General features: G+C 57.8%; 18 protein-coding genes and 3 pseudogenes. 8 read left to right on the top strand and 13 right to left on the bottom strand.

The annotated features are described in order from the left end of the window. Positions 1 to 99 precede the first annotated feature (99 nt). A complete protein-coding gene (locus VSQ83_RS16785; RefSeq protein WP_326427227.1) occupies positions 100 to 1,410 on the bottom strand; it encodes a protein kinase in 1,311 nt (436 codons plus the stop codon). 159 nt (positions 1,411 to 1,569) lie between these two features. Between VSQ83_RS16785 and VSQ83_RS16780 the strand changes: the two are divergent. The 3 pseudogenes from VSQ83_RS16780 to VSQ83_RS16775 all read left to right on the top strand — a co-directional run. Continuing rightward, positions 1,570 to 1,740 (top strand): annotated as a pseudogene (locus tag VSQ83_RS16780) (spore coat protein U domain-containing protein); the annotation flags it as partial. Continuing rightward, a pseudogene (locus VSQ83_RS26790) lies at positions 1,727 to 1,873 on the top strand (Csu type fimbrial protein); the annotation flags it as partial. The pseudogenes VSQ83_RS16780 and VSQ83_RS26790, both read left to right, overlap by 14 nt. A 19-nt stretch (positions 1,874 to 1,892) precedes the next feature. Continuing rightward, positions 1,893 to 2,185: pseudogene (locus VSQ83_RS16775) on the top strand (hypothetical protein); the annotation flags it as partial. On the opposite strand, the gene VSQ83_RS16770 reads toward VSQ83_RS16775, so the two are convergent. Together VSQ83_RS16770 and VSQ83_RS16765 are read right to left on the bottom strand one after the other, a co-directional pair. Continuing rightward, complete coding sequence (locus VSQ83_RS16770) at positions 2,182 to 3,333, bottom strand: M14 family metallopeptidase (RefSeq protein ID WP_326427226.1); 1,152 nt, start codon at positions 3,331 to 3,333, stop codon at positions 2,182 to 2,184. The pseudogene VSQ83_RS16775 and the gene VSQ83_RS16770 sit on opposite strands and share 4 nt — an antisense overlap. A gap of 532 nt (positions 3,334 to 3,865) precedes the next feature. After that, positions 3,866 to 4,339, bottom strand: a complete 474-nt coding sequence (locus VSQ83_RS16765; RefSeq protein ID WP_326427224.1) for an Lrp/AsnC family transcriptional regulator — start codon at positions 4,337 to 4,339, stop codon at positions 3,866 to 3,868. A gap of 183 nt (positions 4,340 to 4,522) precedes the next feature. On the opposite strand from VSQ83_RS16765, the gene VSQ83_RS16760 reads away from it, so the two are divergent. Beyond that, entirely contained in the window at positions 4,523 to 5,575 is a 1,053-nt protein-coding gene (locus tag VSQ83_RS16760) for a Glu/Leu/Phe/Val dehydrogenase dimerization domain-containing protein (protein ID WP_133077931.1), read from the top strand. Between the two features lie 48 nt (positions 5,576 to 5,623). Here VSQ83_RS16760 and VSQ83_RS16755 read toward each other — a convergent pair whose 3' ends face one another. Beyond that, the gene (locus VSQ83_RS16755; protein WP_326427223.1) at positions 5,624 to 5,833 is read right to left on the bottom strand and encodes a DUF6124 family protein; all 210 of its coding nucleotides are present in this window, start codon (positions 5,831 to 5,833) and stop codon (positions 5,624 to 5,626) included. 266 nt (positions 5,834 to 6,099) lie between these two features. Here VSQ83_RS16755 and VSQ83_RS16750 point away from each other — a divergent pair, with 266 nt between their 5' ends. Beyond that, positions 6,100 to 6,762, top strand: coding sequence for a LexA family protein (locus tag VSQ83_RS16750; protein ID WP_133077929.1), 663 nt, complete (start codon positions 6,100 to 6,102; stop codon positions 6,760 to 6,762). Positions 6,763 to 6,819: 57 nt separating this feature from the next. Here the strand turns inward: VSQ83_RS16750 and VSQ83_RS16745 are convergent, their stop codons facing one another. The 4 genes from VSQ83_RS16745 to VSQ83_RS16730 are packed head-to-tail and all read right to left on the bottom strand — an operon-like array spanning position 6,820 to position 12,383. Then, complete coding sequence (locus tag VSQ83_RS16745; protein WP_133077928.1) at positions 6,820 to 8,757, bottom strand: acetyl/propionyl/methylcrotonyl-CoA carboxylase subunit alpha; 1,938 nt, start codon at positions 8,755 to 8,757, stop codon at positions 6,820 to 6,822. Further along, on the bottom strand, positions 8,754 to 9,572 hold the full coding sequence (locus VSQ83_RS16740) for a gamma-carboxygeranoyl-CoA hydratase (protein WP_133077927.1): 819 nt from the start codon (positions 9,570 to 9,572) through the stop codon (positions 8,754 to 8,756). Before VSQ83_RS16740 ends, VSQ83_RS16745 begins: the two co-directional genes overlap by 4 nt. 28 nt (positions 9,573 to 9,600) lie before the next feature. Next, positions 9,601 to 11,208 carry a carboxyl transferase domain-containing protein gene (locus VSQ83_RS16735; RefSeq protein WP_133077926.1) on the bottom strand — a complete coding sequence of 536 codons (1,608 nt, stop codon included), beginning with the start codon at positions 11,206 to 11,208 and terminating at the stop codon, positions 9,601 to 9,603. An 11-nt stretch (positions 11,209 to 11,219) separates the two neighbouring features. Then, positions 11,220 to 12,383 (bottom strand): isovaleryl-CoA dehydrogenase, encoded by a 1,164-nt coding sequence (locus VSQ83_RS16730; RefSeq protein WP_133077925.1) that lies wholly within the window; start codon positions 12,381 to 12,383, stop codon positions 11,220 to 11,222. Positions 12,384 to 12,587: 204 nt separating this feature from the next. Here VSQ83_RS16730 and VSQ83_RS16725 point away from each other — a divergent pair, with 204 nt between their 5' ends. Continuing rightward, positions 12,588 to 14,273: an AMP-binding protein gene (locus tag VSQ83_RS16725; protein ID WP_326427222.1), complete on the top strand. Its 1,686-nt coding sequence runs from the start codon at positions 12,588 to 12,590 to the stop codon at positions 14,271 to 14,273. Positions 14,274 to 14,886: 613 nt separating this feature from the next. Here the strand turns inward: VSQ83_RS16725 and VSQ83_RS16720 are convergent. From VSQ83_RS16720 to VSQ83_RS16710, 3 genes are all read right to left on the bottom strand, one after another. Next, positions 14,887 to 15,783, bottom strand: coding sequence for a hydroxymethylglutaryl-CoA lyase (locus tag VSQ83_RS16720; protein ID WP_219262092.1), 897 nt, complete (start codon positions 15,781 to 15,783; stop codon positions 14,887 to 14,889). 115 nt (positions 15,784 to 15,898) lie between these two features. After that, positions 15,899 to 16,297, bottom strand: a complete 399-nt coding sequence (locus tag VSQ83_RS16715) for a MerR family transcriptional regulator (protein ID WP_326427221.1) — start codon at positions 16,295 to 16,297, stop codon at positions 15,899 to 15,901. Positions 16,298 to 16,323: 26 nt separating this feature from the next. Next, positions 16,324 to 17,289 carry a LysR family transcriptional regulator gene (locus tag VSQ83_RS16710; RefSeq protein ID WP_133077921.1) on the bottom strand — a complete coding sequence of 322 codons (966 nt, stop codon included), beginning with the start codon at positions 17,287 to 17,289 and terminating at the stop codon, positions 16,324 to 16,326. Positions 17,290 to 17,444: 155 nt separating this feature from the next. On the opposite strand from VSQ83_RS16710, the gene VSQ83_RS16705 reads away from it, so the two are divergent. After that, positions 17,445 to 18,644: an acyl-CoA dehydrogenase gene (locus VSQ83_RS16705; protein ID WP_133077920.1), complete on the top strand. Its 1,200-nt coding sequence runs from the start codon at positions 17,445 to 17,447 to the stop codon at positions 18,642 to 18,644. A 26-nt stretch (positions 18,645 to 18,670) separates the two neighbouring features. On the opposite strand, the gene VSQ83_RS16700 is transcribed toward VSQ83_RS16705, so the two are convergent. Further along, positions 18,671 to 19,978, bottom strand: coding sequence for a substrate-binding domain-containing protein (locus VSQ83_RS16700; protein ID WP_442800235.1), 1,308 nt, complete (start codon positions 19,976 to 19,978; stop codon positions 18,671 to 18,673). A gap of 89 nt (positions 19,979 to 20,067) precedes the next feature. Next, positions 20,068 to 20,880 (bottom strand): exodeoxyribonuclease III, encoded by an 813-nt coding sequence (xthA, locus tag VSQ83_RS16695; protein WP_219262094.1) that lies wholly within the window; start codon positions 20,878 to 20,880, stop codon positions 20,068 to 20,070. A 167-nt stretch (positions 20,881 to 21,047) separates the two neighbouring features. On the opposite strand from xthA, the gene VSQ83_RS16690 reads away from it, so the two are divergent. After that, the gene (locus VSQ83_RS16690; RefSeq protein WP_133077917.1) at positions 21,048 to 21,698 is read left to right on the top strand and encodes a GNAT family N-acetyltransferase; all 651 of its coding nucleotides are present in this window, start codon (positions 21,048 to 21,050) and stop codon (positions 21,696 to 21,698) included. Positions 21,699 to 21,751 lie beyond the last annotated feature (53 nt).

Genomic DNA, 21,751 nt, shown 5'->3' with positions numbered 1-21,751 from the left:
GTTCTTCTGTAGTCGCTGAGGAGCGTAGCGAGGCTGCGATGGGTTGAACCTCTTTCAGCCCTTATCGCAGCCTCGTACCTCGTCATCGGCTACAGGTTTTCATGCCAGTTCCTGACTGATTTGAACAAACCCCGGCCGTGCCAACACGTCAGGCTGGATGCAACGCTGTTGCAGGCCTTGCAGGTCACTGCGCTGCTGATCGCTCAGGCCCGAGTCGATACGCTCCAGCAATTCCCCCAATAAAATCCCGAATGCTCGCACTTCAATGCGTTGCAGCGCACGGCTGTGCGAACTGTCGTCAATGGCGTGGAAGCACGCGGCGCCAAAATCCCCCAGCAGGCATTCGCCTTGGGCATTGAACAGAATATTGTGCCCGTACAAATCGCCATGACAGATGCCCTGCGCGTGCAAATGGCCTGCCGCCGAGGCTATGCCGCGAGCGATGCGCAAGGCACTTTCGCCGGTAAACCGGGTGCTGTTGGCATACACGTCGCGGCTACAGGTATCAAAACTGGGCAGGGCCGCAAGGTTGATGAATGACGGGTCGATCAGCTCCATGACCAGACCGGCCTGGTTGTCAGGATGCCCCGCCACACGGCCCAATACCTTGATCAGGTTGGGGTGTTGCCCCGCAGCGATGCAGGCATTCATTTCATTGAGGGGCGAGCCGTCGCTGGTGATGCTGCCCTTGTACAGCTTGACGGCAACTGACTGGTCCGCCTGACCGGGGGCAGTCCATCGGGCTTGATAAATGATTCCTGAAGCGCCTTCGCCCAACTTGTGCTCAAGCTCAAGGTGCGACCAATCAATATTCGGCGTGTCGTCAGGCGGGCGATGAGCGCTGGCATCTTCACGCAACGGATTGCCGGCGTAGGCCAGCCAGCTCAGGCTCGGCAGTGCCAGCAGCCTGTCGGGCAGCTCGCTGAATTGGTTGGCAGCCAAGCGGATCAATTCCAGGCGCTCACAACTGGCCAGGCTGCTGGGCAATTGCTGCAGGCGATTACCGGCCAGCATCAGCTTTTGCAGCAGGGGTCGCTGGCCCAGTTCTTCGGGTAATTGTTCGATGCAGTTGTCGGTCAGGATCAGCCAGCGCAGCAAAGGCGGCAGCGCGGTGCCGGGTACGCTTTCGATGCGGTTGGCCTTGAAGCCAATCATGCTCAACTGTGCGCACTGCCCCAGGCATGCTGGCAGCTCGGTGAACTGATTGTCCGAGCAAAACAGGATGCGCAAATGGCTCAGGCGATGCAGGTCGTCGGGCAAGCTGCTCAGGGCGTTACCGCTGAGGTTGAGAATTTCCAGTGAGTCGGCAAGCTGGAAAATTTCGTCCGGAAACTCGGTAAGTCCGCACGACAGATCAAGACGTTTGAGGCCCGCCAATTGGCCGGCGCGCAGTTTAGCGAGGGTATCCATAAGCAGGGTCGGTTACTCGTGGGTGGCGCAAAAAGTGTCGCGCATAATAACGACTATTCGACCTGTGGCCGAGTATTTGCACCCGTTGGCGTAAGCTAAAAGTTGTACTTAGCATAACTTTGCTTAATTTCTTACGTAGCTGGACGGGCCGTCGTCTCCCTTGAGTGCAACCCTGACACCACCTATCAAATTCAGATCGATGGCGGCCAGCATGGCGGCACCGCTGATGTTCGCTATTTGGCCCTGGGGCCGGGTAGCCCTCCCATCCCTTTTCGACTGTTTCGTGACCCGGCCCGTCAAATACCGTTGCCGGTCAATGCGCCTGTCAGCAACATTGCCAGTCAGCGCGAGCATCGTGGCGGGCTGCCTGGTAAACAGGACCGGAGAGCTTTATGGCAGCCTGAATTTCGGGACGTATTCGGCGTTGTCCACCGCAGCAGTGACTGTGGCGCTGGCGGGTGGGGTGACGCTGCAATGCACGCATCAGCGCACCTTCGATCAGTTTTGGCAGCGCACCCGCACCGGTGGTCAGCGCGTTTTCAACGGTCAGCCAGACCATCAGTGTCAACTGCACCCGGTAGGGTTGGGCGATGGCGCACGCCCCGTCAGTGTGGGCACCGCTCGACGGGCGAGTTCGTCGGCCGAGGTTTTTCCCGGTAACGGGTTGGGCAATGGCAGTCAGATTTTCAACTACAACGCCAAAATCTACACCGACCAGACCACGCCGCCAGCGGGTAGCTATACCGACAACGTGGTGCTGGATGTGGGCTTTTAACGCAGTTCCCTGACCATGGTCGACAGGGTGGTCAGCACGTCCTTGGCCAATTGCTTCGAGCGTTTTCCATCCCAGCCGGTCTGCGGGTTCGGCGCATCGTTGTTGTCCTTGAACGGCATTTCCAGCGTCAGCGACAGGCAGTCGAAGCGCTGGCCGACGCTGTTGCAGGCCAGGGTCATGTTGGCTTGGCCCGGCTCGTCGCGGGTGTAGCCATGGGCAGTCTGAAAGTCTTTGGTCAGGCCGCTGAGGTGGCTGCGAAAACGTTCTTCCAGGGTCGCCAGGCGAGGGGTGTAGCCAGGATTGCCTTCACAGCCCGCCGTGAACACATAGGGGATTTCTTCGTCGCCGTGGATATCCAGGAACAGATCGACACCGTAGTGGGTCATTTGCTCCAGGGCGAAGAACACTTCAGGGCTGACCTGGGGGCTGGTGTTTTGCCAGGCGCGGTTCAAGTCCTGGCCATTGGCATTGGTGCGCAAGTGCCCGTGAAACGCGCCGTCCGGGTTCATGTTCGGGATCAGGTACAGGTCGGCAAAGTCCATCAGCTTGCGCATTTGGGGATCGCTGCCCTGTTCCAGGCGTTCGAAAATGCCTTCCATAAACCATTCGGCCATGTGTTCGCCCGGGTGCTGCTGGGCGATGATCCAGATCTTGCGTTTGTGGCTGGCGCCGTTGCCTTTGCGCAACAACTGGATATCCCGCCCCTCGGCACTTTTACCGGTGGCCAGCAACTGGCAGCCTGACCACTGCAGGGCGTTCTTGATCAACTGATCGTGGCGTTCGCGGCTGTAAGGTTCGAAGTAGGCGAACCAGGCCTGAGGCTGCTCGGCGGCAAGGTGAACGTTCAACGAGGTACCGTCGAAATCGCTCGGTACGCGGAACCAGTTTTCATGGTCGTACGAAGCCACCGCCTGATAACCATCCCACGCTTTGTTATAGGAAGACTGGCCGGCGTTGCTTAGTTGGAAATGGTGCGTGTGTCCCGGTGTCAGGCCATCGGCCTTGAAGTGGAACCACTGAAAATGCGGGCTTTTGGTATCTGGTTTGATGGCCAGTTTTACCTGCAGCGGATTACTGGCATCCAGCACCTGGACATTGCCGCTGTCGAAGTCACTGCTGATATGAAGTGAAGAGGGCGCCACAGTCATCGTCAAAATCCCGAAATCTGATAGTTGTGGGCGTTACTGTACAGTGCAATGGCATTAGGCCAATACGGAATTTTGGACAATAAGATGGAGGGAAAAACGAAGGGGGGGCGTCGTCCTTGACGCTGCGCAAGTGTAGGGTTTTTGCGAGTGATTCTCAAGTGCTAGATTGCCATTACGGCCATAGTCCAGGACTTCAGGCTTCCGTTTCCCGATGTTCTTTTGCTATCATCGTCGGCATCGTAGCGGTCACCGAAAAAAACCGGCCGCACACAAGACTTCATTAGCCTGAAGCACGCAGAGCCAGATAACTGGCCGCAAAAAAAAGACCCGGCTAGAAGCCGGGTCAAATAACCGTGATTAGCCTGATGAGGAGGTAATTCAAAAGACCGACCTAAGGTCCCTTGAATTATCGACTGATCTCGCGACCAGCTGCATGCAATAGTAATCATTATCATTTGCAAAGCAAGTTTTTTCCCACGCTTTTTGGAAATTAAATTTCCACTCCTCACCCCAAGGCTCTATTACGCGGCCTTTATCCCGATGCCAGCAGCAACTCCGTGGTGCGTTTGACTTCGCTCATGGCGATATTCGAGTGGGCTTCCTGAACGTGCGGCTTCTGCAACAAGTGATCGCGTAGAAAGCGTTCATAACTGTCGATGTCATGGGTCATCACCTTCAGCAGGTAGTCCATATCGCCCGCCATCGTGTAGCACTCGATCACTTCGGGGTAATCGGTGATCGCTTCTTCAAACTCGGTCAGATGGCGTCGCCCGTGGCCTGATAACCGCACATTGACGAACACCACCACATTGAGCCCGAGCTTTTTCGGATTGAGCAGGGCGACCTTGCGCTCGATGACGCCTTCTTCTTGCAATCGATGGATGCGGCGCCAACAGGGCGATTGCGACAACTCCACGTGCTCTGCCACTTCGGCGGCAGACAGGTCGGCATTGTGTTGCAGCAGGCGAAGAATCTTGCGGTCGATAGCGCTTAATTTAATCTGCATGAACTGATCTGTTTTCTTATTTTTTTTGAATGATGCATGCAGATTAGCAGAACAATTCCTACAAAATAGAAAGAAAATTCCTAGGTAAAACCTTCACTCTTTTGCTTCGCACCCTGCTTCGGGTCAGATACTGACTTATCGGTCTGACTCGCTTCTCGGGCTAAAAACAAGAGAGAGAACGCAATGCCGATTTTTACTCATCCCGAATTCGATCACCACGAACACGTCCAGTTTTGCCATGACAAAGCCACGGGTCTCAAAGCCATTATTGCGGTGCACAACACGCGTCTTGGCCCGGCTCTCGGGGGCTGCCGCATGTGGCCCTATGCCGATGAAGAGCAAGCCTTGAACGATGTGCTGCGCCTGTCCCGTGGCATGACTTACAAGTCGGCGCTGGCCGGTTTGCCGTTGGGCGGTGGCAAGGCGGTGATTATTGGCGATCCGCGCAAGGACAAGAGCGAAGCGCTGTTCCAGGCGATGGGTGGCTTTGTCGAGAGCCTGGGTGGGCGTTACATCACGGCTGCGGATTCCGGCACCGGCGTCACTGAAATGGCTCTCATGGGCCAGCGCACCCGTCATGTGGTGGGGGCTGGTACGCGTGAGCAACTGGGCGGCGGCACCCGCAGTGGTGATCCGTCTCCGGCAACGGCGCTTGGAGTGTTTATCGGTCTGCGCGAAGCGGTCTTGCAGCGCCTGGGTCGTAGTGACCTGGCGGGGCTGCGGGTGGCCATTCAGGGCCTTGGTCAGGTGGGCTTCAACCTCGCCAGACAATTGAAAGAGGCGGGCGCTGAGCTGTGGGTCCACGATATCCAGGAGGCCAACGTGCGTCGCGCAATCGACGAACTGGGGGCTCATCCAGTGAGTGCCCAAGACATCTACGGGCTTGACGTCGATGTATTTTCGCCTTGCGCGATGGGGGCAATCATCAACGATGACACCTTGCAGTTACTGCGTGCGCCAGTGATTGCAGGTGCTGCCAACAATCAGTTGGCCAAAACCTCCCATGCTGATGAACTGTGGCGACGGGGTTGCCTGCATGCACCGGATTACGCGATCAACGCGGGCGGCATTATTGACGTGTCCTACGAGTACAACGGTGGCACGCCCGAACAAGTTCGTCAGCACGTTGAAGGTATTGGAGAGACTTTGCGTCAGATCTTTCTAAGGGCCAAAGCTCAGGATAAAAACACCACGCGCATCGCCGATAGCCTTGCTCAAGAACGTCTTAACGCTTGATGAGAGGGGCGCGGGTGTCCTGATCGGCCACCGGCGCCTTTTCTGGCATCAATGGGCAGACAGCGGCTGTACATCAATGGCTCTGTCCACCAGTTGCTTGGATGACTCCATGAAGAACGCGAGGCTCAGCAGCAAGTCCCGTTGAGGGCCATGCAGATGCTCGGCCGCACCATGAGCGCTGGCAATTCCACATCGCAGATAATCTGATGCATGGAGCAAGGCTTCTTCCTGACTGACGTCACTGCTCACCTGGAACACTTTTTTTCCATCGTGTGCTGGGAAACAGATGGTTTCAAATAATAGTCGAGCGCACGTTGTGTCGCGACGGTGTCCTTAAGGGAATCAAGCTCAGAATCGGACTCGTTTTTCTGCGGGCTTTTTGTAAGTGAAGTCATGATTTACCTGCGTTTCAGGAGTTAATCGAATCAGCCAGGCAAGGTTAGTACAGTGAGTATTAATTGATTAAAAATAAATAATACAATGTGTGTATTGTTGCGTCGAAATCAATCCGTATTGTTCGGCAGATGGATAAATGGATCGCTTTAGTCAGAACCAAATTGCGCGAGCTCAAACTCACGCAAGAGAAACTAGCCGAACGCGTCGGGGCTTCCCAGGGCGGAGTCGGCCATTGGCTCAATAAACGCCGTCAACCCGACTTGCCGACGATGAACAACGTGCTGCATGCCCTCGGGCTTGAGCACCTTGAAGTCGCTCTGGTGATTCGCGAGCGTAGCCACGCAGGCGACACGCCTGGCGCTGACGAATACACCTATGAGATCACCTCGGCATTCCGTTATCCGGTGAGAGACTGGATTACGGCAGGTCAGGTTAGCGAAAAGGTGCTGCCGGGCTATCCTGTCCCGCCCGGTACGATATTCGAGGTCAGTGATCATTACGCCAAAGGGGCTGCGTTTTGGTTACAGGTGACGGGGGATGCCATGACCGCACCGGTGGGGGTCAGCATCGCGCAAGGGATGATGATTCTGGTCGATCCGGATATTGAGGCCACGCCAGGCAAAATGGTGATTGCCCTTACCCCTGAGTCAGAGGCGACGACATTTCGGCAGTTGATCGAAGAAAGCGGTCAACGTTACCTGAAGCCACTTAACCCGACTTATCCTAAAACCCTGTTTGATCAAAACTGCCGGATTATCGGGGTAGTGGTTCAGGCGACAGTCAAGTTCTAGAGGCGCATTTCAAATGCCCCGGCAAAGGCGGATACCGATTGCGGTATCCGCCTTTTTTCATTCCAGTTCGACCAGTGCAGAGCCTTCACTGACCATCTCGCCTTCCTGGAAGAACAAGGCTTTCACTACGCCCCCATGGGGCGCCCGCAGGCTGTGTTCCATCTTCATGGCTTCAAGAACCACCAATTGAGCGCCTTCTTCAACAGTTTGTCCGACTTCAACCAGCACCCGCACAACGCTGCCATTCATGGGCGCTGTCAGGCCGCCCTGGGCGGTATGACTGGCATCCACGGCACTGATCGGATCGTGCAGGCGCACGCAGTGCAGCTCACCGTCCCAGCGCAAGTACAGCGCATCCGCCCGGCGAATGGCCAAGTGCTGGCGCCGTACCCCGTCCTGTTCGATGACGAGCTGTTCATTGCGCCAAATGGCTGAACTGCCACTCAGGTGGATGACCTGTTGCTCGCCATTGCAGGCCAATGCCAGCAAGGTTCGGGCAGGCAGGCCGCTACGAAAACCGTTGTTTGCCGACCAGGGTGACGCCGGATCATCGTCGCGCACGCGTGGGGCCTGACTTTGATCGAATGCTTCGGCGGCCGCAGACCAGAATGTTGCAGGCAGGGACTCCACGGCAGGCAGCAATTGTGCCTCGTAGCGCGGGATAAACCCGGTATCGAGTTCGGCTGCTGCGAAGACGGGATGACCAATGATACGGCGCAAAAAGCTCAGGTTGGTTTTCAGGCCGCCGATGGCAAATTCATCGAGCATCGCCAACAAACGCAAGCGAGCCTGCTCCCGGTCTTCTCCCCAGGCAATCAGCTTGCCCAGCATCGGATCGTAAAACGGTGAGATCTCGTCACCCTCACTGACGCCACTGTCCACGCGCCTGCCCGGACCTGCAGCGGACTCGCGATACACCTCAAGCCGTCCGGTTTGCGGGAGAAAATCATTGCCCGGGTCTTCAGCGTACAGGCGCACTTCGATGGCGTGGCCGTGTAATGGCACTTGTGCCTGGGTCATGGGCAAGGCTTCACCCCGTGCCACGCGGATTTGCCAGGCTACAAGATCCAGCCCGGTGATGGCTTCTGTGACCGGATGCTCAACCTGCAAGCGCGTGTTCATCTCCATAAAGAAGAACTCGCCTCGCGCATCCAGTAAAAACTCTACGGTCCCTGCACCTACATAACCGATGGCCTGAGCCGCCCGCACGGCAGACTCGCCCATGGCCTGACGTTGTTCAACGCTCAGGCCGGGTGCTGGCGCTTCCTCCACGACCTTCTGGTGGCGACGCTGGATCGAGCAGTCACGTTCATTGAGGTACAGGCAGTTACCGTGTTGGTCGGCAAAAATCTGGATTTCCACATGACGTGGTTTGAGCACGTACTTTTCAACCAGCATCCGCCCATCGCCAAACGATGACAGGGCTTCACGCTGGGCCGAAGCCAGTGCCTCAGCCAGCTGACTGACCTCTTCGACGACTTTCATGCCTTTGCCACCACCGCCCGCCGTGGCTTTGAGCAGCACCGGATAACCGATGCGCTCGGCGGCCAGGCGAAAGGTCTCCAGGTCCTGGTCTTCGCCGTGATAGCCCGGCACCAAAGGTACACCCGCCACTTCCATCAAGGCCTTGGCCGCGGACTTGCTGCCCATTGCATCAATGGCGCTGGCGGGCGGTCCGAGAAAAATCAGCCCTGCGGCTTCGATGGCGCGGGCAAAGCCTGCGTTCTCCGACAGAAAACCGTAGCCGGGATGAATGGCCTGAGCACCGCTGGCCTTCGCTGCTGCGATGATCTTGTCGATTTTCAGGTAGCTGTCGGCGGCCTTGCTGCCTCCCAGGTCCACACAGATATCAGCTTCACGGCAATGCCGTGCATCGCGGTCGGTCGAGCTGTGAACGGCGACGGTTGTGAGACCCAGGGCTTTGGCGGTACGCATGACCCGACAGGCAATTTCGCCACGGTTGGCGACCAGCACAGAGGTTAGACCGGCAGTCATGGGCGCGACTCCTGGGTCGATGGATCGGCTTGCCAGCTGGGAGCGCGTTTTTGCAGAAAGGCACGCAAGCCTTCCTGACCTTCAGGGCTGACACGAATCCTTGCAATGGCGTTTTCGCAATAGCGGCGAATGGCCAGAGTCGGTGCACCATGACTGACTTCCCGCAGCAGGTCTTTGCACGAACGCATCGCGTGCGGACTGTTGAGCAGCAGGTTTTCGGTCCAGTGGTCGATTTGCTGCTCAAGCTCGGCGATGGGGTAGCATTCTGACAGCAAGCCCAGCTCGCGGGCACGTTGGCCGCTGAAGCGCTCAGCGGTCAGGGCGTAGCGCCGCGCCGCACGCTCACCGATGGCTTGCACCACGAAGGGACTGATCACGGCAGGTGCCAGGCCGATGCGCACTTCAGACAGGCAGAACTGCGCGTCATCCGCGCCGATGGCCATGTCGCAGGCACTGATCAGGCCCAGCGCACCGCCGTAGGCTGCACCTTGCACAACGGCCAGGGTTGGCATTTTCAGCTTGGCCAGGTTGTACATCAATTCAGCCAGATGGCGGGCGTCGTCGAGATTGGTGTGGTAGTCGAGTTCGGCCGATTGCTGCATCCAGGCCAGATCGGCACCGGCGCTGAAATGTTTCCCGCGCCCGCGCAGCACCAAAAAGCGCAGGGCAGGATCAGACTGCACAGCGTCCAGAGCAAGAATCAGCTCGCGGATCATCTCGGCGTTGAAAGCGTTGTTCTTCTGCTCGCGGCTCAACCACAGGGTGGCGAAACCCCGGGGATCGGTGTGCAGTTCGAGGGTGTTGAAATCAATCATGTCCGTCAGTCCTTAATGGCTGTGGGAGTTACATCCGGAACACGCCAAAGCGCGTGGCGTCGATCGGGGCATTGAGTGCCGCCGACAGGCCCAGGGCCAATACGTCGCGGGTTTGCGCCGGGTCGATCACGCCGTCATCCCACAAGCGCGCGCTGGAGTAGTAGGGGTGGCCCTGGTGTTCGTACTGATCGAGAATCGGCTGCTTGATCTCGGCTTCTTCCCGTGCCGAGAACGCCTCGCCATTGCGTTCAGCCTGTTCACGCTTGACCTGCACCAGCACCCCGGCCGCCTGTTCGGCACCCATCACGCCAATTCGGGCGTTTGGCCACATCCACAGAAAGCGGGGATCGTAGGCGCGGCCGCACATCCCGTAGTTACCGGCACCAAAGCTGCCGCCGATGATGACGGTGAACTTCGGTACTTTGGCGCACGCCACGGCCGTCACCAATTTGGCCCCGTGCTTGGCAATGCCACCGGCTTCGTACTTTTGACCGACCATAAACCCCGTGATGTTCTGCAGAAAGACCAGGGGAATACCGCGCTGGCACGCCAACTCGATAAAGTGCGCGCCTTTTTGTGCGGCCTCTGCAAACAGAATCCCGTTATTGGCCAGAATCGCTACCGGGTAGCCGTGTAAATGGGCAAAGCCGCACACCAGCGTGGTGCCGAACAAGGCCTTGAACTCATCGAACACTGAGCCGTCCACCAGCCGGGCAATGACTTCACGCACATCAAAAGGCTGCTTGGCATCAGCCGGGACGATGCCGTACAGCTCTTCGCGGCCATACAACGGTGCCAGCGGCGTACGCAGTTGCAACTGGCCCAGCTTGCGCCAGTTAAGATTGGCAACGCTGCGCCGGGCCAGTGCCAGCGCGTGTTCGTCATTGTCAGCGTAGTGGTCGGCCACCCCTGAAATCTTGCAGTGCACATCGGCGCCGCCCAAGTCCTCGGCGCTGACGACTTCACCCGTGGCAGCCTTGACCAGTGGCGGGCCAGCCAGAAAAATCGTGGCCTGCTGGCGAACCATGATGGCTTCGTCGGCCATGGCGGGCACATAGGCGCCGCCAGCGGTGCATGACCCCATGACCACGGCAATTTGCGGAATGCCCGCGGCACTCATGTTCGCCTGATTGAAGAAGATGCGCCCAAAGTGCTCGCGATCAGGGAACACTTCATCCTGGCGTGGCAGGTTGGCGCCACCGGAATCCACCAGGTAGATGCACGGCAGGCGGTTCTGTTCGGCGATGGTTTGCGCCCGCAGGTGTTTTTTGACCGTCAGCGGGTAGTACGAGCCGCCTTTGACGGTGGCATCGTTGGCCACAATCATGCATTCCACGCCTTCGACCCGGCCAATGCCGGCGATTATTCCGGCAGCTGGAACGTCTTCGCCGTACACGTTGTATGCCGCCAACTGACTCAGCTCAAGGAAGGGCGAACCGCTGTCCAGCAGGCGATCAATGCGCTCGCGAGGCAGCAACTTGCCCCGTGAAGTGTGACGCTCCTGGGCCTTGGCCCCGCCACCCTGTTGCACCTGCTCAAGCAGGGCATGCAGGGCATCAACCTGTTTGAGCATGGCATCACGGTTGAGGCTGAACTCGGCCGAGCGCGGGTTGATCGTCGTATGCAAGATGGACATGCCTACGCTCCTTAGCGAGTTTCGTTGAAGAGTTCACGCCCGATCAGCATGCGGCGGATTTCGCTGGTGCCGGCGCCGATCTCATACAGCTTGGCGTCACGCAGCAGGCGGCCGGCCGGGAATTCGTTGATGTAACCGTTACCGCCCAGAATCTGGATCGCATCGAGGGCCATTTGTGTGGCGCGTTCGGCGCTGTACAGAATCACCCCGGCGGCGTCCTTGCGCGTAGTTTCACCCCGTTCGCATGCGGCTGCGACGGCATACAGGTAGGCGCGGCTGGCATTGAGCTGGGTGTACATGTCGGCAACCTTGCCCTGGATCAGTTGAAACTCGCCGATGCTCTGGCCGAACTGTTTACGGTCGTGGATGTACGGCACGATCAGATCCATGCACGCCTGCATGATCCCGGTGGGGCCGCCCGAGAGCACCACGCGCTCGTAGTCCAGACCGCTCATCAATACCTTGACCCCGGCATTGAGCGTACCCAGCAGGTTTTCTTCCGGCACTTCAACGTCGTCGAAAAAAAGTTCGCTGGTGTTGGAACCGCGCATGCCGAGCTTGTCGAAATGGCTGCTTCGGCTGAAGCCTTTCCAGTCACGCTCGACGATAAATGCACTGATGCCGTGTGCGCCTTTTTCCAGATCGGTCTTGGCATAGATCACGTAGGTACTGGCATCCGGACCATTGGTGATCCAGGTTTTGCTACCGTTCAGCACAAAGTGGTCGCCGCGCTTGTCGGCGCGCAGTTTCATCGATACCACGTCGGAACCGGCGTTCGGTTCGCTCATGGCCAGTGCACCGACGTGCTCGCCGCTGATCAGTTTGGGCAGGTACTTGAGTTTTTGTTCGTGGGTGCCGTTGCGGTTGATTTGATTGACGCACAGATTGGAGTGGGCGCCGTAGGATAGGGCGACCGAGGCCGAACCGCGGCTGATTTCTTCCATCGCCACCACGTGGGCCAGATAGCTCAGGCCGGTGCCGCCGTACTCTTCAGGGACTGTGATGCCGAGCAAGCCCATGTCACCGAACTTGCGCCACATGTCTACCGGGAACAGGTTGTCCTTGTCGATTTGCGCCGCCCGTGGCGCCAGTTCGGCGGCGACGAAGTTCTGCACCTGATCGCGCAGCATGTCGATGGTTTCGCCCAGGGCGAAGTTCAAAGTCGGGTAGCTCATGTGGCACCTTGATCGTTGTTCTTATGGAGGCGTTTACTGCGTCGCCATTGATAGCCTTGACGTTAACGTAAACTTGGGGCTTAACGCTGTCAATGACCTTTACGTTAACGTCAACTTAGGCCAGAGTAATTGCAATTCTTCAAATGAGCGGGCGCGCACGTGCGCCTTGCTCATGCTCCCAGAACAATCACAAGAGGAGTTGTCATGAAGCAGCAATCCGTCCCCAGTTACAGCCAGGGTGCGCTGGACAAGTCACTGCTGGCGATGACCATAGGTCAGGCCTTCGATCAGACAGCTGCGCTTTATCCCGAGGGAGAAGCGCTGGTGGTGCGCCATCAACAGCAGCGCTACAACTGGGCGCAATTGGCCCGGGCCGTTGATCTGCATGCCAGGGCGTTACTGGCTTTGGGTTTGAAGGTGGGGGACCGGCTGGGCGTGTGGGCTCCCAATGGCGCCGAATGGTTTATCAGCCAGTTTGCCAGCGCCAAGATCGGCGTGATTCTGGTCAATATCAACCCTGCGTATCGGCTCTCGGAGCTGGAGTACGTACTCAAGCAATCGGCGTGTCAGTGGCTGGTGTGCGCGGGTGCGTTCAAGACATCCAATTATCACGCAATGCTCCAGGAACTGATCCCGGAGCTGGCCGGGCAATCGGTAGGGTCACTGGGATGTGCGCGCTTTGCCGATCTGCGCGGGGTCATCAGCCTCGCGCCTGAGCCGCCTGCAGGGTTTTTGCCGTGGTCGCGACTTGCCGAATTGGGGGGTGAGGTTACGGCTGATCAACTCCATGCCCGCCAAGACAGCCTGCACTTCGATCAGCCGGTCAACATCCAGTACACCTCAGGTACGACAGGGTTTCCCAAGGGCGCGACCCTTAGTCATCACAATATTCTCAACAACGGCTATATGGTTGGCGAAAGCCTGGGTTTGACGGCCAATGACCGGCTGGTAATCCCGGTACCGCTGTACCACTGCTTTGGCATGGTCATGGGCAACCTGGGGTGTGTGACTCACGGGACGACAATGATCTATCCCGGTGAAGCCTTTGACCCGGGCCTGACTCTGCAAGCGGTGACAGATGAGCGGGCCACTGCGCTGTACGGCGTACCGACCATGTTTATCGCGATGTTGGATCATCCGCAACGTGCCGGGTTCGATCTGTCGAGCCTGCGCACGGGGATCATGGCGGGCGCCACGTGCCCGATCGAGGTGATGCGTCGCGTCATCAGCGAAATGCATATGGGGGAAGTACAAATTGCCTATGGCATGACTGAAACCAGCCCGGTCTCGATTCAGACAGGTCCGGCAGACGAACTTGAATTACGTGTTACCACTGTGGGGCGTACCCAGCCGCAACTGGAGAGCAAGCTGATCGACGCCGAGGGAAACACCGTTGAACGCGGTGAGATTGGCGAATTGTGTACTCGTGGTTACAGCGTGATGCTGGGTTACTGGAACAACCCGCAGGCGACCCGTGATGCCATCGACAGCGAGGGCTGGATGCACACCGGTGATCTGGCGCAGATGGATGAGCAGGGGTACGTGCGCATTGTGGGGCGCAACAAGGACATGATCATTCGTGGTGGCGAGAACATTTACCCGCGGGAGCTGGAGGAGTTCTTTTTTACCCATCCGGCAGTGGCGGATGTGCAGGTGGTGGGTATTCCGGACGCCAGGTATGGCGAGGAAATCGTGGCCTGGATCAAGTTTCACCCTGGCCACACGGCCAATGAGCTTGAGCTGCAAACCTGGTGCAAGTCCCGTATTGCCCACTTTAAAACGCCGCGTTACTTCAAATTTGTTGATGCATTCCCGATGACCGTGACCGGCAAGATCCAGAAGTTCAAAATGCGCGAGATCAGCATTCTGGAATGCGTGTCCCAAAACTGAAACCCAGTGGGAGCGGGCGTGCATCGCGAGCAAGCCCGCGCCACAGAGACAGGAAAAATCTCGAATCCCGGACAACACAAAGGGGAGCCTGGGCTCCCCTTTAATATGTCGTGCATGCTCTTTTTTTATTATTGAAGGGCGGTTTATTGTTGTTTTTGGAACTCACCCTTTACTGCGTTTTTTTGCGATCCCCATCCGGGATCAAGAGCAAACGTATTTTTTTGAGCGCTGATCCACTTTTATCACGGGCTATCAAACCTGTGATCCAACCTGTGCGGGTGCTACCTGAAGGTAGTTTTATTATTCTCTGCCCGGTTGCGAGGTGGTTTTTAGGCGCCTCGGAAAAGTAAACCTTCTCCAAAAAAATCTGTTAGCTGCGTCTCTGCCGTGTTGTTTTTGTTATGTCAGAGTCGTTTCGTATTGTTTTTATTATGTTGCTGCGGTTTTTATTCTTGTTATGCCATAGAGATAGCAGGAGCCGTGCCAACTTTTAAAAATCCTTATAAATCAAAGGTTTGTATTTCTTGGCAATAAAAAACCGGCCAGTGGGATGGCCGGTTTGTTTCCGTGTTACTCGTTTGTGGGGAGGTGAGGTAACACCATGGAACACTTTTTAGCCCTGGCGGGCCTTTGCTACCCGTGACCCGGTAACACGTCCCAGCACGTTGCAGATGTGCTCGCCTGCCAGGAGCAGCTTGTCCATGTCGACTCCGGTTTCGATGCCCATGCCATTGAGCATGTACAGCACATCTTCCGTGGCCACGTTACCGCTGGCGCCCTTGGCGTAAGGACAACCGCCGAGCCCGGCGATGGAACTGTCGAACACGGCAATGCCTTCTTGCAGGCTGGCGTAGATATTCACCAGCGCCTGACCGTAGGTGTCGTGAAAATGCCCGGCGAGTTTTTCCCGTGGTACGTAAGCCGTTACAGCTTCAAACAGGGTGCGCGTGGCCGTTGGTGTTCCGGTGCCGATGGTGTCGCCCAGCGACACCTCGTAGCAGCCCATGGCGTACAACTCGTTGGCCACCTGTGCCACCTGTTGCGCGCTGACCTGACCTTCATAGGGGCACCCGAGCACGCAGGATACATAGCCGCGCACGCTGATGCCGTGCTGTCGGGCGGCCTCGATAATGGGGATAAAGCGCGCCAGGCTTTCGCTGATCGAGCAATTGATGTTGCGCTGCGAGAACGCCTCGGAAGCGGCTGCAAATACCGCCACTTCTTTTACGCCTGCTGCCACGGCATCTTCAAACCCGCGCATGTTGGGCGCCAGTGCTCCGTAGACCACGCCCGCCTTGCGGCGGATTTGCGCAAAGACTTCGGCCGATCCGGCCATTTGCGGCACCCACTTGGGCGACACAAAACTGCCGACTTCGATATAGCCCAACCCGGCATCAGTCAGGGCGTCAACCAGTTGCACCTTGTCAGCGACGCTGATGGGCAGGGCTTCATTTTGCAAACCGTCGCGCGGGCCAACTTCGATCAGGCGCACATGGGTTGGAAGTGTCATGGGGGTCACCTTCTGCGAGTAGTTACCCTTCAGTGGGAGCGGGCCTGTTCGCGATGGCATCGCTGCAGTCCGGATGATGTACCGCGTCGCCCGCTTCCACTGAAGGTATCAGCGTCTAATGGGGTATCTGGCTTTGCAGCGTCTGTTCCAGCGCCTGGAGACACCGTTCTTCAGCGGTATCTAGCTCCAGTTGCATCTGCTGGATATCCAGTAACTGTTGTTCAAGCTGCTCGTGGCGTTCGGCAATCTTGGCCAGCATGCTGTTGAGTTGCTTTTGGTTGCCGCTGGTGGGGTCGTAAAGCTCAATCAGCTCTCGGCATTCGGCCAGGGAAAAACCAATGCGCTTGCCGCGCAGGATCAATTTCAGGCTGACTTTGTCCCGAGCGCTGTACACCCGCTCCTGACCGCGTCGCTCAGGGGCGAGCAGCCCTTGTTCTTCATAAAAACGAATGGCACGGGTGGTGATGTCGAGCTCGCGGGCAAGGTCGGAAATACTGTACGTCTGGCTGCTCATGGGCGGGCTCTGGAAAATTCGTATTCTTAAACTAATGGCTGGTTGACGTTTACGTCAAGCAAGCTGGCAGCGCAGGATTTCTTTTCCAGGGTTGCCTGCTGCTGGCACAGTTCGATCAGTTGCTCGCGCATCCAGCGATTTGCCGGGTCTTGTTCGGTGCTTTCGTGCCAGTACAAATGGGTTTCCACGTTGGGGAGTTCATTGAGTGGCAAGGGCACAAAGTGCAAGGCATGGCGGCGGGCAAAGCGTTCGGGCACGGTCATCACCATGTCGGTCTGTTGCAGCACATTGGAAGCCATCAGGTAATGCTGGGAGCGCAAGGTGACTTTGCGTTGCAGGCCCATTTTGCCCAGCGCCAGGTCCACCTCACCCAGGCCATTGCGACGGGTCGAGATATGAATATGGGACATGGCCAGATAGTCATCCAGGGACAGGGTGGTCTGACTGGCTAACGGATGGCCTTGACGCATGGCGCACACGTACCGGTCTTCCATCAACTTGACGTGGCGCACCTGGGGATCGGTATTGAGCGGTGCATCCACCGCAAAATCCAGACGTCCGGCAGCAAGATCGCTAGTGGTCTCTCGTCGATGGGACAGAAAACTCTCGATCACCACCGAGGGTGCCTGACGCCGCAGACGCTGAAACAGTGGCGGCAAAATGACCGCCTCGGTCAGGTCCGTCATGCTGATGCGGTAGGTCTTGTTGGCTTGCAGGGGGTTGAAGGTGCGGCTTTCTTGCACTGACACGCGCAAAAGCGCCAAGGCACTGCGCACCGGGCTGATGATGTTCTGCGCCATCGGCGTTGGCACCATGCCTTGGGCCGTGCGTACGAACAGCGGGTCGTTGAAACTCTCGCGCAATCGCGCCAGCGCGTTGGACACGGCAGGCTGAGTGATACCGATGATTTGCCCGGCGCGGGTCAGGTTGGCTTCGGTGTAGATGGCGTCGAAGACGACAAACAGATTGAGATCAACCTTGTTCAGATTCATGGCGCTTGGCTCTTATTGTCAGGGGCGGTGACACGGGCGAATCATATATTGCTTATGAATGGTAATACACGCTGCTAATAGGTGGCGCAAATAAAGGGTGGCTGTTCTAGCATCGGGTATCACTTTTCGACATTCCCGGTAGAAGGTAGCCACCTATGGATTTCGCTTATTCCCCGAAAGTTCAGGCACTGCGCGAGCGTGTGACAGCGTTTATGGACGCCCATGTCTACCCGGCGGAGGCGATTTTCGAGCAGCAGGTGGCTGCAGGTGACCGCTGGCAGCCGACCGCGATCATGGAAGAGTTGAAACTCAAGGCCCGTGCCGAAGGCCTGTGGAATCTGTTTCTGCCCGAGTCCGAGCGGGGCGCCGGTTTGACCAACCTGGAATACGCCCCCTTGGCTGAAATCATGGGCCGCTCGATGCTGGGTTCTGAGCCGTTCAATTGCTCGGCGCCTGATACCGGCAACATGGAAGTGCTGGTGCGCTATGCCAGTGATGCACAAAAAAAACAGTGGCTGGACCCGTTGCTACGTGGCGAAATTCGCTCGGCGTTCGCCATGACCGAGCCGGACGTGGCGTCATCGGATGCAACCAACATGGCAGCCCGCGCTGTGCGCGAGGGTGACGAGTGGGTGATCAATGGCCGCAAATGGTGGACTTCCGGCGCCTGTGACCCACGCTGCAAAATCATGATCTTCATGGGCTTGAGCAATCCTGAGAACCCGCGTCATCAGCAGCACTCGATGATCCTGGTGCCCGTTGACACACCCGGAGTGAACATCGTGCGGCCACTGCCGGTGTTCGGTTACGACGATGCACCCCACGGGCACGCTGAAGTGTTGTTTGAAAACGTGCGAGTGCCCTGCGAAAACGTCTTGCTGGGTGAGGGCCGGGGTTTTGAAATTGCTCAGGGTCGTCTCGGCCCCGGACGTATTCATCACTGCATGCGCTCCATCGGCATGGCCGAGCGGGCATTGGAGTTGATGTGCAAACGCGCCCTGAAGCGCACGGCGTTTGGCAAACCGCTGGCACGCCTGGGGGCCAATATCGATAAAATCGCCGACTCGCGCATGGAAATCGATATGGCGCGGCTGTTGACGCTCAAGGCCGCCTACATGATGGACACCGTGGGCAACAAGGTGGCGAAAAGCGAAATCGCCCAGATCAAGGTTATCGCCCCGAATGTTGCCTTGAACGTCATCGACCGGGCGATTCAGATTCATGGCGGGGCCGGGGTGTCGGGAGATTTCCCCCTGGCCTACATGTACGCCATGCAGCGCACGTTACGCCTGGCCGATGGCCCGGATGAGGTACACCGTGCGGCGGTGGGCAAATTTGAGCTGGACAAGTGGTAATCAGGTTTCTGCCGGAGGGAGTCTGGTCAATATACCCACACCTCAACCCGACGATTCTTGATGCGGCCCTCATCTTCGGTGTTGGCCGCCACGGGCATTTGCTGACCGTAACCACGAATTTCGCGCAGTATCACGCCGCTTTTAACCAGCTCGCGGCGCACGGCCATTGCCCGCAATTTTGACAGCAGTTGTGCCCGCTCGGGATCGTCCTTGGCATCGCCAAAACCCACCAGCGTCACCTGATTGATCATCTTCTCGTGGGTCTTCAAGTAGTCGATGACTCGCAGCAAGTCCTGGCGCGCCTTGTTGTCCAGTGATGCACTGCCTTCTTCAAAGCGAAAGTTGACCGTCAGGCGCTGGGCCTGCCTGGTCAGCGTCTGGTACTGCGCGGGCATATGGGCACCGGGCAGAACACGTGCGGCCTGCACGCTTTGGGCGACTAAGCCGTTCTGCGCGACGATGGTCTGACCCTGAGGGCTTTGGGTGAACGTCACCAGTGCCCTGGCCCAAGGGTTGCTGGAGGAGGGCGGCAAGTAAAAGAACAGTCGTCGCGACAAGGGGTAGTCCTCGCTGGCGATCAGGCTGGAGAGCGGCAACATGGGCTGGGATGCACCGTCGACGATGGCGACGGCTTTGGCTTGGCGGATATAAGGCAGGCCGATGAAACCGATGGCCTGGGGGTCGTGGCTCACGGCATCCGATAGCTGCTCGCTGGATTCGAAGCGGTGTGCGGTACGGCTCAGGGCGAGCCTGTTGCGGTTCAGTACCAACTCTTTAAACGTGTCCCAGGTGCCGGACTGTTCATCCCGGGCATACAGGTGGATCGTGCCGCCGACACCGCCCACTTGTTCCCAGCGGTTGATCTGGCCGCTGAAAACCTGTGCCAGTTGTTCGGTATTGAGCTGATTCAGCGGGTTGCGCGGGTGAAGAATAATCGCCAGGCCGTCGATGGCGATGACTTGCTCGGCGTCCGGGCTTTTCAAGTCCCCGAGGCGTTCGAGGTCGACCAGTTCACGGTCCTTGATGGGCCGAGATGAGGCCACCAGATCCGCTTGGCCGGCTGCAAGGGCAGTGAAGCCGGTGCCAGAACCGTGAGCTGCGACATCCACACGAATCTGCTGACCCTGGGCGTTGGTGCCGACAATGCTGTGCTCGTTGGGAGGCATGACCGGGACGCTGTGGATGTCGTGCAGACCTTGCTCGGCCAGCATGGCTGCCACCAGTGATGGCCCGAGGTTGGCACCGATAGTGTTGGAGCCCTGGATCCGCAAGTCTGCAGCGATGGCCAGGGTGGCCATCGTGCATAACAGGGTCAACGACATAAAGCGCAGCATTGAGGGGCACCTTCCTGGAGCCATAGAAATGTCTGCAATTTAAGTCAGGAACGTTTCAAGCCGATGACACAAAGTTCCGGGATTGTGGGTCAGCTCAATTCCAGCCAGATCGGCGCATGGTCTGACGGTTTTTCCATGCCGCGCAGGTCGTAGTCGACGCCTGCTGCCTTGATTCGTGGCACCAGCCCCTGGGAGGCAAGGATCACGTCAATGCGCAGGCCACGCTTGGGCTCGTCTTCAAAGCCGCGGCTGCGGTAGTCAAACCAGCTGAAACGGTCGGCCACATCCGGATGCAGGTAGCGGAAGCTGTCTACCAATCCCCAACCCTTGAGGCGCTCCAGCCATTCGCGCTCTTCCGGCAAAAAGCTGCACTTGCCGGTTTTCAGCCAGCGCTTGGCGTTGTCCGGGCCAATGCCGATATCACAGTCTTGTGGCGAAATATTGATGTCGCCCATCACCACCAACGGTTGTTCGTTGCTGAACCGGCTTTCGAGCAACTGCTGCAGGTCGCTGTAGAAACGCTGTTTGGCCGGGAACTTGGTAGGGTGATCGCGGCTTTCGCCCTGTGGGAAGTAACCATTCATGATGGTGACAGGTTGGCCGTTTTCGTCAGCGAAAGTGCCCCAGATAAAACGCCGCTGTGCGTCTTCTTCATCGCTGGCAAAGCCTTTGTGCAATTCCAGGGGCGCCTGACGCGAGAGCAGGGCCACGCCGTAATGGCCTTTTTGGCCATGGTAGTGAACGTGGTAGCCCAGCGCTTCGATGTCGGCGAGGGGGAACTGGTCGTCATGGACTTTGGTTTCTTGCAGGCCGATCACGTCAGGCTGATGTTTCTCGATCAGCGCTGCCAGCTGATGCGGCCGAGCGCGCAGGCCATTGATGTTGAATGAAACGATTTTCATGGGCGGGCAGTCCTGAGCAAAACTGCGATGCTAGCTGCCAGCGTGCAGTAGGGCAAATGCACTGCTAACGTAGGATGCACTTGGCCATGATTGAACTGTTGTGGCCCTCGGGGGTTCGTACCCATTGGAAGCGCCGCTATTGAGGCCGCGCCGGGGAGGTTGATCGCATGACGCAAACGTCGAACGCCACCAGTCAGATTCAGTTGCTCGACAGTGGTTATTCAAGAGAAGCGCGTTCCTTGCTGTATCAGGCTTATCGCCATGAGCCGACGTTTCGCTTTCTGTTCAACGCCGAGCGCAGTGGTTACGAGCAGCGGGTTCGGGCTACGGTACGGGAGTTGGTCAAACAGCATTTTCTGCAGGATTTGCCAGCGCTGGGGTTGCTGGTGGACGACCGTCTGTTGGGCATTGCCCTGATTGCCCCACCGCAACGGCGCCTGGGTATCACTGAAAGCTGGGCGTGGCAGTTGCGTATGGTGCTCAGTACCGGCTTGAACTGTACGAGGCGCTATCTGGCCTATCACGAGGCGGTGCAGGCCTGCGTTCCGGGGGATGCGGTGCATATGCTGCCGTTGGTGGGGATTCACCCCGAGTTCCAGGGTAAGCACTACGGTGAACAGTTGCTTGAAGCGGTGCATAACTGGTGCGCCGAGGATGAGCATTCCGAAGGCGTGGTACTCGACACCGGCAACCCGCATTACCTGGAGTTCTACAAACGCCAGGGCTATGTGGAAATCGGTGAAGTTGCCATTGGGCCCGTTGTAGAACATGTGTTCTTCCATGCCAATCCGCAGGTGTCGCATACAGCAACGGCCTGAAGACGAAATTTTTGCCCGTTGGCGCGCTCTATGAGCCCCCCAGCCCGTGATAG

It is taken from the genome of Pseudomonas sp. DSV-1 (assembly GCF_035830915.1).
In the GTDB taxonomy this organism is placed as follows: domain Bacteria; phylum Pseudomonadota; class Gammaproteobacteria; order Pseudomonadales; family Pseudomonadaceae; genus Aquipseudomonas.
This window is presented reverse-complemented; position numbering and strand designations above follow the sequence as displayed.

Excerpts from the sequence above, each read along its gene's own strand:
- VSQ83_RS16785 (WP_326427227.1), bottom strand. The coding sequence starts at position 1,410 with ATGGATACCCTCGCTAAACTGCGCGCCGGCCAATTGGCGGGCCTCAAA.
- VSQ83_RS16770 (WP_326427226.1), bottom strand. The coding sequence starts at position 3,333 with ATGACTGTGGCGCCCTCTTCACTTCATATCAGCAGTGACTTCGACAGC.
- VSQ83_RS16765 (WP_326427224.1), bottom strand. The coding sequence starts at position 4,339 with ATGCAGATTAAATTAAGCGCTATCGACCGCAAGATTCTTCGCCTGCTG.
- VSQ83_RS16760 (WP_133077931.1), top strand. The coding sequence starts at position 4,523 with ATGCCGATTTTTACTCATCCCGAATTCGATCACCACGAACACGTCCAG.
- VSQ83_RS16750 (WP_133077929.1), top strand. The coding sequence starts at position 6,100 with ATGGATAAATGGATCGCTTTAGTCAGAACCAAATTGCGCGAGCTCAAA.
- VSQ83_RS16745 (WP_133077928.1), bottom strand. The coding sequence starts at position 8,757 with ATGACTGCCGGTCTAACCTCTGTGCTGGTCGCCAACCGTGGCGAAATT.
- VSQ83_RS16740 (WP_133077927.1), bottom strand. The coding sequence starts at position 9,572 with ATGATTGATTTCAACACCCTCGAACTGCACACCGATCCCCGGGGTTTC.
- VSQ83_RS16735 (WP_133077926.1), bottom strand. The coding sequence starts at position 11,208 with ATGTCCATCTTGCATACGACGATCAACCCGCGCTCGGCCGAGTTCAGC.
- VSQ83_RS16730 (WP_133077925.1), bottom strand. The coding sequence starts at position 12,383 with ATGAGCTACCCGACTTTGAACTTCGCCCTGGGCGAAACCATCGACATG.
- VSQ83_RS16725 (WP_326427222.1), top strand. The coding sequence starts at position 12,588 with ATGAAGCAGCAATCCGTCCCCAGTTACAGCCAGGGTGCGCTGGACAAG.
- VSQ83_RS16720 (WP_219262092.1), bottom strand. The coding sequence starts at position 15,783 with ATGACACTTCCAACCCATGTGCGCCTGATCGAAGTTGGCCCGCGCGAC.
- VSQ83_RS16715 (WP_326427221.1), bottom strand. The coding sequence starts at position 16,297 with ATGAGCAGCCAGACGTACAGTATTTCCGACCTTGCCCGCGAGCTCGAC.
- VSQ83_RS16710 (WP_133077921.1), bottom strand. The coding sequence starts at position 17,289 with ATGAATCTGAACAAGGTTGATCTCAATCTGTTTGTCGTCTTCGACGCC.
- VSQ83_RS16705 (WP_133077920.1), top strand. The coding sequence starts at position 17,445 with ATGGATTTCGCTTATTCCCCGAAAGTTCAGGCACTGCGCGAGCGTGTG.
- VSQ83_RS16700 (WP_442800235.1), bottom strand. The coding sequence starts at position 19,978 with ATGCTGCGCTTTATGTCGTTGACCCTGTTATGCACGATGGCCACCCTG.
- xthA (WP_219262094.1), bottom strand. The coding sequence starts at position 20,880 with ATGAAAATCGTTTCATTCAACATCAATGGCCTGCGCGCTCGGCCGCAT.
- VSQ83_RS16690 (WP_133077917.1), top strand. The coding sequence starts at position 21,048 with ATGACGCAAACGTCGAACGCCACCAGTCAGATTCAGTTGCTCGACAGT.